At 38.4% G+C, this 15,891-nt stretch carries 11 protein-coding genes; 5 read left to right on the top strand and 6 right to left on the bottom strand.

Annotation, left to right across the window (positions count from 1 at the left end; all coding sequences use genetic code 11):
* The first annotated feature begins 36 nt into the window (after window positions 1-36).
* From SLH51_RS13500 to SLH51_RS13480, 5 genes are all read left to right on the top strand, one after another.
* Window positions 37-2,691, top strand: a complete 2,655-nt coding sequence (locus tag SLH51_RS13500; protein ID WP_335961844.1) for an ATP-binding protein — start codon at window positions 37-39, stop codon at window positions 2,689-2,691.
* A 50-nt stretch (window positions 2,692-2,741) separates the two neighbouring features.
* A complete protein-coding gene (locus SLH51_RS13495) occupies window positions 2,742-4,550 on the top strand; it encodes a PAS domain S-box protein (RefSeq protein WP_335961843.1) in 1,809 nt (602 codons plus the stop codon).
* Window positions 4,551-5,031: 481 nt separating this feature from the next.
* A complete protein-coding gene (locus SLH51_RS13490) occupies window positions 5,032-5,877 on the top strand; it encodes an alpha/beta fold hydrolase (RefSeq protein ID WP_335961841.1) in 846 nt (281 codons plus the stop codon).
* Window positions 5,877-7,067, top strand: a complete 1,191-nt coding sequence (locus tag SLH51_RS13485; RefSeq protein ID WP_335961840.1) for a SpoIIE family protein phosphatase — start codon at window positions 5,877-5,879, stop codon at window positions 7,065-7,067. The genes SLH51_RS13490 and SLH51_RS13485 overlap by 1 nt, the downstream gene beginning before the upstream one ends.
* A 455-nt stretch (window positions 7,068-7,522) precedes the next feature.
* Window positions 7,523-9,265, top strand: coding sequence for an ABC transporter ATP-binding protein (locus tag SLH51_RS13480; RefSeq protein WP_335961839.1), 1,743 nt, complete (start codon window positions 7,523-7,525; stop codon window positions 9,263-9,265).
* 325 nt (window positions 9,266-9,590) lie between these two features.
* Here SLH51_RS13480 and SLH51_RS13475 read toward each other — a convergent pair whose 3' ends face one another.
* The 6 genes from SLH51_RS13475 to SLH51_RS13450 form a co-directional block, all read right to left on the bottom strand.
* Window positions 9,591-10,049 (bottom strand): RidA family protein, encoded by a 459-nt coding sequence (locus SLH51_RS13475; protein ID WP_335961838.1) that lies wholly within the window; start codon window positions 10,047-10,049, stop codon window positions 9,591-9,593.
* Window positions 10,050-10,082: 33 nt separating this feature from the next.
* Window positions 10,083-10,547 carry a RidA family protein gene (locus SLH51_RS13470; protein WP_335961836.1) on the bottom strand — a complete coding sequence of 155 codons (465 nt, stop codon included), beginning with the start codon at window positions 10,545-10,547 and terminating at the stop codon, window positions 10,083-10,085.
* Between the two features lie 24 nt (window positions 10,548-10,571).
* Window positions 10,572-12,185 (bottom strand): N-acyl-D-amino-acid deacylase family protein, encoded by a 1,614-nt coding sequence (locus SLH51_RS13465; RefSeq protein WP_335961835.1) that lies wholly within the window; start codon window positions 12,183-12,185, stop codon window positions 10,572-10,574.
* A 12-nt stretch (window positions 12,186-12,197) separates the two neighbouring features.
* Window positions 12,198-13,289, bottom strand: a complete 1,092-nt coding sequence (locus SLH51_RS13460) for an alanine racemase (protein WP_335961833.1) — start codon at window positions 13,287-13,289, stop codon at window positions 12,198-12,200.
* A gap of 18 nt (window positions 13,290-13,307) precedes the next feature.
* Window positions 13,308-14,801, bottom strand: coding sequence for a sodium:solute symporter family protein (locus SLH51_RS13455; RefSeq protein WP_335961831.1), 1,494 nt, complete (start codon window positions 14,799-14,801; stop codon window positions 13,308-13,310).
* 236 nt (window positions 14,802-15,037) lie between these two features.
* The gene (locus SLH51_RS13450) at window positions 15,038-15,679 is read right to left on the bottom strand and encodes a helix-turn-helix transcriptional regulator (protein WP_335961829.1); all 642 of its coding nucleotides are present in this window, start codon (window positions 15,677-15,679) and stop codon (window positions 15,038-15,040) included.
* Window positions 15,680-15,891 lie beyond the last annotated feature (212 nt).

Below are 15,891 nucleotides of genomic sequence, written 5' to 3'. Positions count from 1 at the left end.
AATAAAGCAAATACAAACTAGAAACGAGGAAGTACTGTGAAGTTAACGATTGGAAAAAAATTATTATTAAGCTTTCTTGTTCTCGCCCTCTTTTTTGGGGGCACAAGCATGGCTTTCTATTATTATATCGACAAAATCAATCATTCATATTCAAGTCTGATTGACCTTCGCGTTCACATTCTATCAAATACGAAGGAGATTCAAGTTCTCACACTCGAACAAACGAATGGTTTGCGAGGCTACCTCTTAACGGAAAGTCCCCACTTTATTAGTGAGCTACGAACAGCAAACGACAAGGTCAATGATGTCATTACCGAAACAAGAACAATGGTAACCCAACCTGAAAGTAAAAAAGACGTAGATGAGTTATATGCATTAAACGAGGAATTTGAAGGAAAGTATGAAGAGTTGATAACTCTATATGACGAAAATCAGAACCAACAAGAAGCATTAGATTTTTTTATGACAGAAGTGCTCCCAATAGGAAGTAAACTTGCTCCCCTTGCCAACCTTCTGACAGAACGCAACCAGCATCTAATGGATGAAGCAAGGGCCGAAAACACAGCACTTGTACAAGATATATACAGAATGACCATTATACTAAGCATCTCTTCCCTTATTCTCTTTATTACGATCGGTTTCGCGATCTCACAAAACATCACGATAAACCTTTCTAAGATCATGAATGTGATCGCTAGTTTCACTACTACTTCTAATAACACAGAAGACATACCAAAAATTGAGGTTACATCGCAAGACGAAACGGGCGATATCGCGAAAGCATTTAATAAAATGACTTTGACTCTCAAAGAAAAAAGTTGGCTAGAACATAGCATCGCAGAAGTCGCAACGATGTATCAAGGCATTCATGACTTAGAAACATTAGCCGAGCAATTTATGATGAAAATTACTCCCATGGTTGGGGCTAGTTACGGTGTATTTTATGTAAAACAAGGTTCTGGTGAGAATGAATCCTTTCAAAGCCTAGCATTCTCAGGAAAAAGCCCAACCCAAACTCACCCGACCCGCTTTCGATACAACGAAGGCCTTATTGGACAAGCAGCACTAGAAAAACGAACCATCCTTTTAACCAATCTTCCAGAAGACTATGTTCAAGTCACTTCAGGAGTTGGCGCAGCTAAACCAGTGAGCTTGATCATTATTCCAGTTGAATTTGAAGGGACAGTAACGGTCGTTATCGAGCTCGCTTCATTCTATCGATTTACCCAAATACAAGAAACCCTTTTAACACAAATAGCTAGCCAAATCGGAATTACGGTTAATAGTGTAAAAGGTCGCATGCAGGTTGAAAATCTATTGCAACAGAGTAAGCTTTTTACAGAAGAATTACAAAGTCAATCAGAAGAATTACAGATGCAGCAGGAAGAACTACTTTCCATGAACGAAAAATTAGAAGAACAATTTCATCAATCTGAGCAAAAAACACAAGAACTGTCTAAAACAAAACAAAAGCTGGAAAAACAAGCAGAACAACTTGAGCTCAACTCAAAATACAAATCGGAATTTCTCGCTAATATGTCTCATGAATTGCGGTCTCCACTGAATAGTTTACTAATTTTAGCCCATTTGCTTACTGAAAATAAAGAAGGCAATCTTACTGAGAAACAAGTTGAATATGCTGATACCATTTCGAGATCTGGCAAAGACCTGCTCCAATTAATAAACGATATTCTTGATTTAGCAAAAATCGAGTCAGGCAAGATGACTACTACTCCAACTGAAGTTAATGTGAAAGAATTGTGCATCTTTGTTGAGCGTCAATTTTCAACTCTTGCCTTAGAAAAAGACCTTGCCTTTAATGTTCAATTAAGTAACAATCTACCAACCAAGCTTTGGACGGATGGACACCGCTTGCAGCAAATACTAACAAATTTACTATCAAATGCATTTAAATTTACGGAAGAAGGAGAAGTCATGTTTCATGCTCAAATTGCCAAACTACCCAACCATCTCTCAACAAAAAACAGCGGGTCTATTCTCTTATTTACAGTAAAAGATACTGGAATAGGGATCCCTAAAGCGAAACATCAATTGATCTTTCAAGCCTTTCAACAAGGTGATGGAACAACCAACCGTAAATACGGCGGTACTGGCTTAGGCCTTTCGATAAGCCAAGAAATCGCTGAACTATTAGGGGGGAGAATTGAGGTAGAAAGTAAAGTTGGTGAAGGAAGTACTTTTACCTTTCACCTCCCAATGGATGAGTCAAACATCGAAACTGATCCTACCTTTTTAATAAATGACGTAGCGGCTACAGTTGATGTCTCGGATGAAACAGACGACCAAACTCCATTTCTGAAAGGAAAAACAATCCTAATTGTCGATGATGATATGCGTAACATTTTTGCGCTCACCACCGCATTAGAGGATAAAGGTACGGACACTCTTTTTGCTGAAAACGGAGAAGAAGGGCTTAGACTTTTAAGGAAACATCCAGAAATCGATTTAATCCTAATGGATATCATGATGCCACGTATGGATGGCTATGAGACAATTCAAATGATTAGATCAATGCCTAAATATCAAACATTACCAATTATTGCACTTACTGCTAAAGCAATGAAAGACGATAAAGACAAATGCATGAAGGCAGGTGCGTCAGACTACATTAGTAAACCTGTATTCCTAGATCAGCTTTTTTCATTGTTACAGGTTTGGTTGTGCAAATGAAGTGAAACAACTTCTAAGATCCGTACATAGCCTGAGAGGAGATTGACCAAATGAAACACGTTGCAGATAAGTGGCACATTCAAAGGAAAGCGAATATTTTATTAGTTGATGACAGACCTGAAAATTTACTTGCACTTGAAGGCTTGCTCTCTTCGCCCTACTACAATCTAATCAGTGTCAGCTCTGGAGAAGAGGCACTTAAATATGTCTTAACCGAAACGATTGCGGTTATCTTACTTGATGTTCAAATGCCAGGTTTGGATGGATTTGAAACAGCGAAAATCATTAAGTCCCGTCAAAAATCGAAACAAGTTCCAATTATTTTTATTACAGCGATCAGTCAAGCGATCGAACATGTGATGCAAGGTTTTGAAGCCGGGGCAATTGATTATATTTTAAAGCCATTCCACCCAGAAACGTTAAAAATGAAAGTGGACGCATTCGTTAAAATTCATCAATACCAGGAACAAATCAAATTACAAAATAAAATCATGAAAGTTATGGGGGAAACGCTCGATGACACCGTTATTACGTTTGATGTGACAGGTACAATCCTGACGATCAATCCTGCTGTTGCAATCATGTTTGGATATAGCGAAGATGAAATTATTGGACATCACATTAACACACTCGTTCCTAATTTGTCGAGCCAGTTTTCAAAGGAAAGAGAAGCAGGAAACATTGTTGAAACCTCAGCTTTACGAAAAAACCTAAGTTATTTTCCTGCTGATGTTCAACTGGGTGAAGCACGTATTACAGGCAAGCGTGTCTTTGTCTGTTCTATTCGAGATGTTACAAAAAGAAAAGAAATAGAAGAAGAACGTTTCCGTAAAATCTTTGAGGCTACGCCGTGTCTAGTTTCCCTGCGCTCGCTAGATGATTGGAAGTACATAAATGTGAATAAAAGTTGGTTATCCTACTCCGGTTATGATAACTATACTGATATTATAGATCAATCATCGGACTCCTTAACCTACATCATTCATTCAGAAGATATGGAAGAACTGGTTTTGGAACTGTCGGAATTAAACCATCCCGTTCATAATATTCGAATTAGTTATTTAAATCATTCAGGTGAAATGCGTGAAGGTTTATTATCTTCTGAGTTTCTTGATGCACATGGTGAAGCATGTCTACTAACAGTCATTACAGACATTACGGAACGAGCATTGGTTGAAAAGGAAATGGTACGCTTAGATCGACTGAATTCTGTTGGGGAAATGGCCTCTGGAATTGTCCATGAAATTAGAAATCCCCTAACAACTATTCGGGGATTTTTACAAATGTCTAAAGAGCACCCCTCCTCTGAATTTGTTGATATTATGATCGAAGAATTAGACAGAGCTCATGATATCTTATCTGAATTTCTTTCTATTTCAAGAACGGACAAATCAAAGCAAACACCAGTTGAACTCAATGCTATTATCAAGACCTTGTATCCACTCCTCCAAGCTAAAGCAATGTATTCAAATAAATTGGTTCGTCTTGAATTAGGTCCGTGTCCAATCCTCCAATTAAATGAAGACGAAATCAAGCAGTTACTTTTGAATCTCTCATTAAATGGATTAGAATCAATGCAAAGTGGCGGGGCACTTACGATTAAAACGTATCAACAAGACGAAGAGATCATTTTAGCCATTCAAGATGAAGGATACGGGATAAAAAAGGAACTCCTCGAAAAAATCGGCACTCCATTTTTTAGCACAAAGTCAAACGGAACAGGACTTGGACTGTCAATATGTCAAAAAGTAGCTGAAAGACAGCATGCAACCATCACAATAGAAACAAGCGGGAATGGAACCACATTTTTTGTTCATTTCCCCCTATCAAAAACGTCTAGTACTATGGTTACTCTTTAATGAGTGTATTTGTTTAGCGGGCACGGTACCCACAGAGGCGCCGTGTTTTTTTCTTTAGTTTCTTAGATCAAAATCCTTTTACACGTGTCACTACGCTTTTCACTTTAAACTACAGCAACTACACCCTTCACTGTTTTACCCTAGAGTCTACATCGATACCGTACAAACAAAAGTGAAAAAGAAAATCCTATCGCGTAGACAAGGTTTGCTTTTTCACTCATTCGTTAATTGCATTAACTACTACTTTCAAAATTTCATAAGAGTTTTTTTATTATTTATTAATAATTGGCCCCTATTCAATTCCCTTCTCTCATTACTTGTGATAATAGTCACAAAAAAATGAGCACCAGAGAAGTTAGAAAGAAGTATTTTCACCTTTGATGTAGATCATTTTATCGAAGACCATACATATATAACAGTTAAATGTTATGATATTCATTACAGTTTCCTATAAAAGGTCCCTACAGAAAGGAGTTCATTTATGAACCAGAAGATTCTATCTCGTAATAATGTGAAGGTTATTGGTAACGGTACACAATCGATCATATTTGCGCCTGGTTTCGGCTGTGATCAAAGCGTGTGGACATCAGTTGCTACAGCCCTTTCAGATGAATACCAAATTATCTTATTTGACTATGTTGGTTCAGGAAATTCAGATTTACGAGCCTATGATATGAATCGTTATAGCACTCTTGATGGTTATGCACAAGATGTTCTTGATGTTTGTCGGGCTTTAGACCTAAAAGAGGCTGTTTTTGTTGGGCATTCTGTTGGAAGTATGATTGGCATGCTAGCATCACTGAGTCATCCTCATTACTTCTCTCACCTTATTATGCTTGGGCCTTCTCCTTGCTATTTGAATGATCCTCCTGACTACTACGGAGGCTTTGAAAAAGAACAACTTCTAGGATTAATTGAGATGATGGAGAAAAATTACATAGGCTGGGCAACTGTCTTTGCCGCGACATTATTGAATAATACAAATCGCCCGGAGATAAAAAGTGAATTAGCGGAGCGTTTTTGCTCAACTGATCCTATTATTGCTCGTCAGTTTGCGGAGGTCACTTTTTTCGCAGACAACCGCAAAGATTTAGCAAAAGTAACAGTACCATCACTTATCTTACAATGTTCTGACGATATTATTGCTCCATCTGTAGTAGGTCAGTATCTCTATCAACATCTTCCTGATAGTACGCTAGTAAAGATGGTAGCAACGGGCCACTGCCCACATATGAGTCACCCAGAGGAAACTGTACAGGTAATACGTCATTTTCTGAAAGAAGCTACTTTTAATGGGAGGCAGGCTGACCGAGGTGAGCCTGTGTAATGGATGAACAATTGAATGATGCACCATGTGGCTTTCTTACTTTATCAGAAGATGGAATTATCTTATCAATAAATCAATCGTTACTTACAACACTTGGTTATAATCTTGACGAACTAAGTGGGAATCAAATTAATTCAATCCTTACAGTCCCAGCTCAACTCTTTCATCAGCTCTATTTTGTGCCACTTGTAAAACTAGAGAATCAGGTTGAGGAAATGCATACCACTTTACAATCCTCAAATGGAGAAGAAGTACCTGTCATGATGAATGCCCTTCCCAAGAAAAGGCAGGGCAAAACTGAAATCGATTGTGTTCTAATCCCAATGCGTAAAAGAAATGAGTATGAAAATGAACTACTCATAGCAAAGAAAGAGGCCGAGGCAGCATTAATCGCTAAGCATAAAATGAATGTAGATTTAGAGGAAGCCCTAAAAAATCTAAAGCACTTGAACAAACAAAATCAAATATACAAAATAAATACAAAAAAAGAACTGGAGCTCGCTAGAAAAATTCAAGTAACATCATTGACTGATCCTATCGTGAATCAGAATATTCAAATTGAATCATTCTATGAAGCTTCCAATGAATTATCGGGTGACATTTACGGGTTTTATCAAATAGATCAACATCGTTATGGAATTATTTTACTTGATGTTATGGGGCATGGTATTTCTTCAGCATTAATCACAATGTCTCTGCACTCCTTGTTCCAAAGACTCATTTCAAAAGGGGTTAATACGGAGGATGTTATGAAGGAATTGGATAACCACCTTCACAGTTTGTTCCAAACGAATGAGGAAGCGTGGCATTATTGTACAGCTATCAACCTTTTAATTGATACAGATAAACAAACAATTGAATACATCAATGCTGGCCATCCACCTGCTTTTTTGCAGGACACTAACGGAAAGCTACATCAGCTACATTCTACAACTCCTCCGATTGGCACATTTGAAGGTATCCAATTTAAATTCAACACCTTTACATACACAAAAGGAAGTAGGCTCCTTCTTTATACAGATGGTGTTACTGATCCTCTTGATTCAGAACATTTATGTACGTTGTTAGCGGAAAACCAATTTATGTCTATCTCTAAACTTAAGGAGAAGATTATTCAATCCCTTAATAAGCAAGAACATTCCTATCACAAAAGTGATGATCAATGCTTTATCTTAGTCGATTTGAAATAAATGGATGTTAAGTGCAGTTACATAATTGAAAAACCAAAATTAGAGTAGATGAGACACATCTACTCTAATTTTATAAGGATTAACTTCAAGCGGGGATTTATTACCCTTCATTTAACTTTCGACACCTTGACAGGGCTCTTCGTTCATACATTTTTCAAGTCTTATCCGGCCTTCCCCCCTCCCCCCCCGCTCGATTCGCAGGTATCACATTAAAGCTGTTGAATTTATTTTTTATTTTTATAATTTCAATAATTTGTATTATCAACTTAATAAATTCTTCCAGAAATAAAAGATATCGTTTATAATAAGAACGATTAATGAACAAGGAGGTAATTTACATGAAAAACATGACAGAAAGACTCGCACTAACATATAAGGGTGAAACTCTTTCTTAAACTGTAAGCGTTTACCCTTATATGTGTTTATCTAAATAACACAAAAAAAAGGGGTAAATCATGCATTTTCCATTCAAAAAATTTTTTTCATATTATAAACCGTATAAAACGTTGTTTTTCTCGGTATTAACTTGCGCTACTATCGTATCGTTATTGACTTTGGTGTTTCCGTTACTCGTTCGCTATATTACAAAAGAGGTTTTGGAAGGAGACTTATCCGCTGCGTTAAGCGAAGTATATTGGATTGGTGGATTGATGCTTGTCCTAATCGCCATCCAAAATATTGGGACCTACTTTGTGGACTACAAAGGTCATGAAGTTGGTGCGTGTATGGAAACTGATATGCGGAGTGAGTTATTTGCGCATATGCAAAAGCTTTCCTTCAGCTTTTATGATAAGGAAAAAACAGGTCAGCTTATGTCTAGGATAACAAATGATCTGTTGTTGCTTTCCGAGCTGTATCATCATGGTCCAGAAGACTATATAAAATATCTCGTTCGCTTTATCGGAGCATTTGTTATTTTGTTCATGATTAATGCTCCGTTAACGATCGCGGTATTCTGTTTTTTGCCACTCTTAGCTGTCTTTTCATTGTATTTTAATAAAATGCTGTTTAAAGCTTTAAGAGAAAATAAAGAACGAATTGGAGACGTTAACGCACAGGTAGAGGATAGTCTGGCAGGAATTCGGGTCGTAAAGTCATTTGCGAACGAGCAGATCGAGATTAATAAATTTAACCGTGAAAATAACCGTTTTCTTGATAGTCGCAAGAAAACGTACAAGGCTGAGGCACTCTTTTACAATAGTTTTCAAACGATTATTCAACTGATTACGATTACGGTAATCATTTTTGGAAGTGCCAATATCGTCAATGCAAGATTAGATTTAGCGGATTTGATCACTTTTTTACTGTATATTAGCTATATGACTGAGCCAATTCAAAGACTTGCACATATGAGCACACAGCTGCAGCAAGGACTTACCGGATTTTTGCGCTTTATGGAAATCATGAATCTCAAGCCAACAATTGAAAACAAAGCAAATGCGATCACGCTATCAAGGGTAGAAGGTGATATTGAGTTCAAACACGTTTTCTTCCGTTACGAAAACCATTTGAACAATGTTTTAGCAAACCTGACATTTCATATTCACCCTGGCGAGTACGTTGCGTTAGTTGGTTCGTCTGGAGTAGGCAAAACGACATTATGCTCACTCATCCCCCGTTTTTATGAGACGACAGATGGAGAGATTTTACTGGATGGCAAAAATGTCCGTGATATTGACCTCGAGTCTTTAAGAAAAAACATTGGTGTGGTACAGCAGGATGTTTACCTTTTTGCTGGTACTGTAATGGAGAATATCCGTTATGGCAACCCGGTAGCTAGTGAAGCAGAAATTATTACTGCTACAAAGCATGCCAATGCCCATGACTTTATCATGAGCCTACCAAATGGCTACCATTCAGAGATCGGACAACGAGGGGTCAAACTGTCTGGTGGTCAAAAACAACGGCTAAGTATCGCTCGTGTATTCTTAAAGAATCCATCCGTTCTCATTTTAGATGAGGCAACGAGTGCACTAGATAACGAGAGTGAAAGCATCGTAAAGGAATCATTGGAATCACTAGCAAAAGGGCGTACAACCATTGTTATAGCTCATCGACTTTCTACTATTCGCAATGCACAGCGAATTATTGTTTTAACAGAGGACGGTATTGCTGAAGAAGGTACACATGATACATTACTTATACGAAATGGAGCGTATGCGCACCTTTACTCCAAACAATTTGAACTGCAAGTATAAACTATAAACACTAATCGACTCCTCTAGAGGAGTCGATTTTTTCATCAACATTATCAAGGTAACCTTTCTTTTTCACTAACCTACTAATATCGTCCCACAATCAAGAAAGGGGACATACTGCTTTTACAAATAAAGTCTCAATACGCATATGAGATTTTGTCTCATGCAGAATCTATCAAGGCTTCTTCCCCAAAGACAGATATCACTTATTAACGAGAACAAAAGGAAGCCTACTAACAAGTAAGCTTCCTACATAGATCCCAGCCACTACCCATTTTTTTCGTAGTTCATGCCACTACCTAACAGATCATCATCTAAAACTCTACTAAACCTCCACTATCATTTCTATTTCAACCGGAGTATTAAATGGTAGTTCATTTGCTGCAAGCGCTGAACGCGCATGCTTGCCTTTTTCTCCAAAGACTTCTTCTAGTAATTCACTGGCACCATTAATCACATACGGTTGTTCGACGAACCCTTCTGCTGAATTTACATAGCCTAGTAGTTTAACCACTTGTTTGATCCGATCAAGATCTCCAATCTGCTCTTTTAATACCGCTAATAAATTAATCATCGTTTGTCTAGCGGCATCGTAGCCTTGTTCAATAGTAAGGTCTGAGCCTAATTTTCCTTCATATTTTAATACCCCATCAATCCGGCAATCCTGTCCAGATGTAAAGACTAGATTCCCGACGGTTTTCGCTGGGACAAATGCTGCAACAGGCTTTTGGACCTTTTGTAGTGTAATCTCTAGTGTTGCTAATTTACGTTCAATTTCTGACATAGCGTCTCTCTCCTTTTATTCATCTTTAACCTCTTACTCAACTTCGACAATCATCTCTATTTCAACCGGAGTATTAAATGGAAGTTCATTTGAGCCAATAGCTGATCTAGCATGACTTCCTCTTTCTTCACCAAACACTTTAACTAATAATTCAGAGGCACCATTAATTACATATGGTTGTTCCACAAATCCCTCTGCTGAATTAACCAGTGCTAATAGTTTGACGACTTGCTTCACTCGGTCAAACTCTCCTATTTGTTCTTTTAGTACAGCTAATGCGTTAATAATCGTTTGCCGCGCTGCATCATAGCCTTCTTCAAGCGTTAAGTCTGACCCCACTTTTCCTGTGTATTTTAAGATATTGTTAACGCGACAATCTTGTCCAGAGACGTAGACAAGGTTTCCGAAGCTTTTGGATGGCACATAAATTGCAGCTGGCTTCGGTGCTTCGGGTAATTCAATTCCTAAGTCAATTAATTTTTGTTCAACTGTATTCACCTTTATCCTCCTCACTTTCCATTACTAGCCATGACACTTACACGTTAAGAACGTATTTGAGCCAATCATAAGACCACCAGAACGCTTTAAATTCTCACCGTTTGTTATTGTTTGAATTCCATTTACAATCACGTGGTTGATGCCTTGCGGATAGGCAATTGGATCTTCATACGTAGCTGTATCTAAAATGTCATTTTGATTAAAAATCGTTATATCAGCTTGATAGCCTGGTCTTACTAAGCCTCGATTTCCTAAAAGGAATCTTTGAGCTGGAAATGAGGTGACTTTTCGTATCGCTTGTTCTAAGGAAAATATCTTTTTCTTCCTGACATACTCAGAAAATATTCTTGGATATGTCCCATACGTTCTCGGGTGAGGCTTGCCAGTTTCACACCCTAAACTATCAGAGATGATTAACGAATAATCATATTTAAGGACTTCTTCTACGTCATGATTAGACATGTGGAAGTACACAATGCCGACATTGCCTTCTTCTTCGTCTAATAATTGTAAGGCGAGCTCATACGGATCAACCCCATTGTCTCTACTAATCTCTAAAATTGACTTTCCTTCTAGATGTTTATTTTCACTTGAAATCGATGCGACCATGACGCTTTGCCACCCAGTTGATACGATTAGATTATCCCAATCCTCTTGCTCTTCTTTCATCTCACGGACTATTTTGGCTCGAGTTGGAATGTTACGGATTCTTTCCAAACATTTTTCTACACCACCTTCTAATGTCCATGGTGGTAACAAAGTCGTTAACATCGTCGAGCCTGCATTATATGGATACACATCGCAAGTCACATCAAGTCCTCTTGCTCTTACGTCATCGATAAGTTCCAAGGCTTGGATGGCAGCTCCCCAGTTCCTTTTCCCTGCTACTTTAAGGTGACTGATGTGAAGGGAGGTCCCACTCTTTTCTGCGATCCAAATCACTTCTTTAATAGAAGAAAGGAGATTATTCCCTTCTCCCCGTATATGTGTTGACAAAAGACCATTGTATTTTGGCAACACACTGCATAATTCAGCGATTTCTTCTTTAGGCGAATACCTTCCCGGTGAATAAAGCAGGCCAATGGATAAGCCGATTGCTCCAGCTCGCAAGCCTTCCTCTAACAAGTATTTCATTTTCTTCATTTCTTCTTTTGTGGCTGGGCGATTTTCAAACCCCATAACTGCAATACGAAGGGAACCGTGAGCGACATATGTAGAAATGTTTTCACTGATTCTCGCGCTAGCAATCGCCTCGATATATTCCCCTACCGTCTCCCAATTCCATTCCCACGATGTTGCGCCGATAACGGGTTCAATATAACTTTTTAACAGCTTGCCTTTTTCTTTTACAAATGGGGCAGGTGCTAACCCACAATTTCCGACTACTTCCGTCGTAACGCCTTGTTGCAGCTTAATATCATTATGCGGTTCTCTCAAGACTAATAAATCTGAATGGGAATGACCGTCTATAAATCCAGGTGATACAATGTTTTTATTAGCATCTATCACTTCTTTGCTTTCAATTGATACACGTCCGACATGCGTGATTTTCCCCTCTTTAATTCCGACATCTCCGTAAAACCATGGGTTCCCTGTTCCATCAACGATTCTTCCATTTTTGATTAGTAAATCTAGCATGACTCGCCTCCTTTATTGAACTTTCCCTCGCGCTAACACTTCTAAAGGCTTTAAATCTCCATTTTCCGTTTTCAAATATACATAGTTATGAAGGTTGACAGTGCTACATATGTGGTTTGGAATGATCTCGACGTTGTCTCCCACTTTTAACCGATGTGTTTTTGGCACTTTGATCATCCCATGTTCTTCAGTCATTCGTTCAAATATGGCTCCGGGTACATTCACAACTGCACCGAAACCTTCTAAATGAAGTGGTGCCACAGCTGGTTGGACATCGCTAGCAAATGTTTTGCTCCCTCCGTCGATGACAATCAAATCGTTTGAAGGAATACTAACTACGGTACACGTAACAGAGGCTGCACAATCTTCTAGTTGGCACACATTAAAAGCCGCTTGCATTCGGTCATAAAATATATAGGTACCTGGTCGAACTTCTGTTATTCCCTGCACTTTGGATACGGCATCCGCTGAAGGAGTCGACCCTACACTCACATCTTGAATTTCAATTCCTGCATCACGGAGTTGTTTGGCTAACTCTACCATCAGCTGTCCTTCCTCTTGACCAGCCTTTTCCAAATCCAATGTCGGTTTTCCTTGATATAGTGCCCCTCTAAACGTATAAATTCCTGTCACATTCAAACTCTCTAACCTAGCTATTTCTAAGGCCAAACGAGGCGCATCATGATACTGTACGCCAGTCCTTCTTAAACCCGTATCAACTTCTATTCTCACTTCTATTGTAAGCGCTTCCTCCCTAGCTAGTCGATCGACTAATTTCGCACCAGCTAGACTGTCCACCCCTACGATCAACCTGATTTTTTTACTTAATTCAAGCATTTTTCTAATTTTTGTTTCGGTAACGATTGGATAAGCAATAAATATATCCTTGATGCCGTGCGCTGCCATCACCTCAGCCTCAGACACTTTCGCCACCGTAATTCCAATCGCACCTGCTTGTAATTGCAGATTTGCAATACTAGGAATTTTATGTGTTTTTATATGAGGTCGTAACCGAACCTGTTGCTGATTGATTGTTGCTTGCATGTTATTAATATTTCTTTTCATTTTTGCTTCATCGATTAATACTGCTGGTGTATCAAACATAATATCCTCCTACTCGTTTTACATATTTATATTTTTCCCATCATCAAACGTTGAACCCGAGTCTACCTTTGCTCGTTCCTCTGAAAGAATATTTAACGCTTCTTCCTTCGATACATGATTTTTAGGAGTAATGAAACTTATGACAACTCCAGCCATTAGCGCACCCATAAGTGATGGAAGAATTGGATTTCCCCAAAAACTCACCAAGTCTGGATTCGATAGAATAACAAAGGAAGTAATCGACCCACCTGCCAGTGCACCAATTCCACCTTGCCAAGTAGCTCTAGGCCAAAATTTCCCAAGGATTGCTGCAACAAAAAGACCTGACATCACAGTTGAAATAAAATTGGAAATGTAAGAGATAATATTATCTGCCCCTAATGTTAAGAGAAATGCAAAGAGCAATGTGACAAATAAGGCTATTCGTGATGTTCTAACCATGTTTTCTTTTTTCGGTACTTTACCAGTGAAGACTTGATACACATCTCTTAGAAGAATTGTGACAGCTGTAATAAAATCTGAACTACCCGAAGACATCGTCGCGCTTAAACCCGCCATTAAAATAATTGCCCCAATCCATATCGGAAACACTTCAGTCGCTAAAAATGGAAAAGCATATCCAGGTTCGATTTCCGGATTCATAATGTTAGCTGACATCCCAACAATCGCTGGGAAGATTGAAAAAATTGCGAATAAGATCCCGGAAATTAGAAAGCCTTTTTTAACAGTAGCGATGCTGTTACTTGAATAAATGCGATGACGATACGATGGTGTTGCTAAAACCCCGACTGCAATTACAACAGCGAGCGAAACTGCTGGAATAACACCCAACTGCTCTAACCCTAAAAAAGACACCATCTCACCAGGCAGCTCACTTGTTCCAGCCTTGTATCCTCCGATTTTTATCAACGATAAAACCGTTAAGAGAATAAATCCAAGAAATAAAATCACCCCTTGAATTGTATCAACAAACACGACCGCTAAATAGCCACCTATGACCGTATAAATCGCAAATCCTAACACGACTAAGATTTTCGCCGTCGTCTGATCCATCCCTGTTATCCAAGAAAGATATAAACTGCCACCTAAAATATGTGCACCGAGCCAGCCAATCGAAGCAACAAACAATAAGATCGAAGCAAATCCTTTTACTACTTTATTCGCTCCATAGTAAAAACTAAGCTCTTCTGATAATGTCATAAAGTTATATTTTCTCACGTCAGCAAATAATAATAGCAAGGCAAACATTCCGACAGACCCACCAAGACCATACAAGGCACCAGCCCACCCATTCGTATAAGCGTATCCGACAGCTCCCATACTCGACCCAGTACCAACAAGAGTTGCAACAGTTGTCCCAATTAATAGCGGTGCAGTCAGTCCTCTTCCGCCCATTAAGAAATCCTCGCCACTCTTCACTCGCTTCGAAACCAAGTATCCAACGACAATCATCATAACTGTAAAAGCAATAAATACCGTAATATAGGCTACTGCCCCCTGCGATGCCACCATGCTTACCCCACCTTTTTATTTTTTTTAACACCTTTCACAAATACCTATGTTCCCCCCTAAATAAAATATTAATAAAAATTTTTAGATAACAAAAAAAATATTTAGGTTTATTATATCTAAGCTTTCATAATTGTCAATCAATTACAAAGAAATTATTAGTAAATTTATGACAGAAAATATAACGCACGCACAAAAAAAGTCAGAATATATTTATTCTGACTTTTTCATTCTTTTAATTAATCATTCGACCGAATAGTATCCAAATAATTGTACAAAGTAAACTTCGAGATGTCGAAAAATTTGCAAATTTTATCCCCTGATTTTTTGATCAAGAAAGCCCCGCGCTTATCCAGAAACTCAATGGCTTGAGTCTTTTCCTCTTTTGTCATATGAGATACTGGTTTTCCGATTTCATTTTGGCACTCCTGTAATAAGAAATCCAACAAATCATTCACATCATTCACAAATACTTCTTTGACTTCTTGATCCATATCTCTCATTGTGATGGATTTAATTGCATTTTCTGCCATGATGAAATCAGAGATATCAAAGTTAATACAAATCGCACCAATTGCTTCTTGTTTGCTATTTTTTAAATAAATGGTACTTGACCGTAGCAACTTCCCCGTTTTCGTTTGCGTTACATAATTATAACGATCTCCATCCTTGACCGTTCCACGAAGCACCTCTAGCCCCAAGTTACTGCCTGGATCTCCTACTTTTCTTCCTGTTAGATGCCCATTTTCAATGGCGACAATTGTTTGATCATATTCACCTGTTAGGTCATGTAAAATCACTTCACATTTATCTCCGAACTGCTGTGATATCCCTCGAATTAAGGAGGTTAAAAACTCAAACTCATCCTTGACATTTTCCACAAACCTCACCACCTTCTAAAAGTTTTTTTGATTACATAAATAAAATTAATTATAGTTGAAGTGTACATGATTAGGAACCGCATGGCAATTTTTCAATGCGGGAGAACGCGATGTAGAGGACGCATTAACGGCTGAGCATAAAGTGAAGCAGTTTTATTACAAAATTCACAAAAGAAGATGACCCCGTTTAAACGAAGTCATCTAAGATGTCA

It is taken from the genome of Halalkalibacter kiskunsagensis (assembly GCF_037027555.1).
Lineage (GTDB): Bacteria > Bacillota > Bacilli > Bacillales > Bacillaceae_D > Halalkalibacter > Halalkalibacter kiskunsagensis.
The sequence above is the reverse complement of the archived record's forward strand: the minus strand, read 5'-3'. Positions and strand labels throughout refer to the sequence as shown.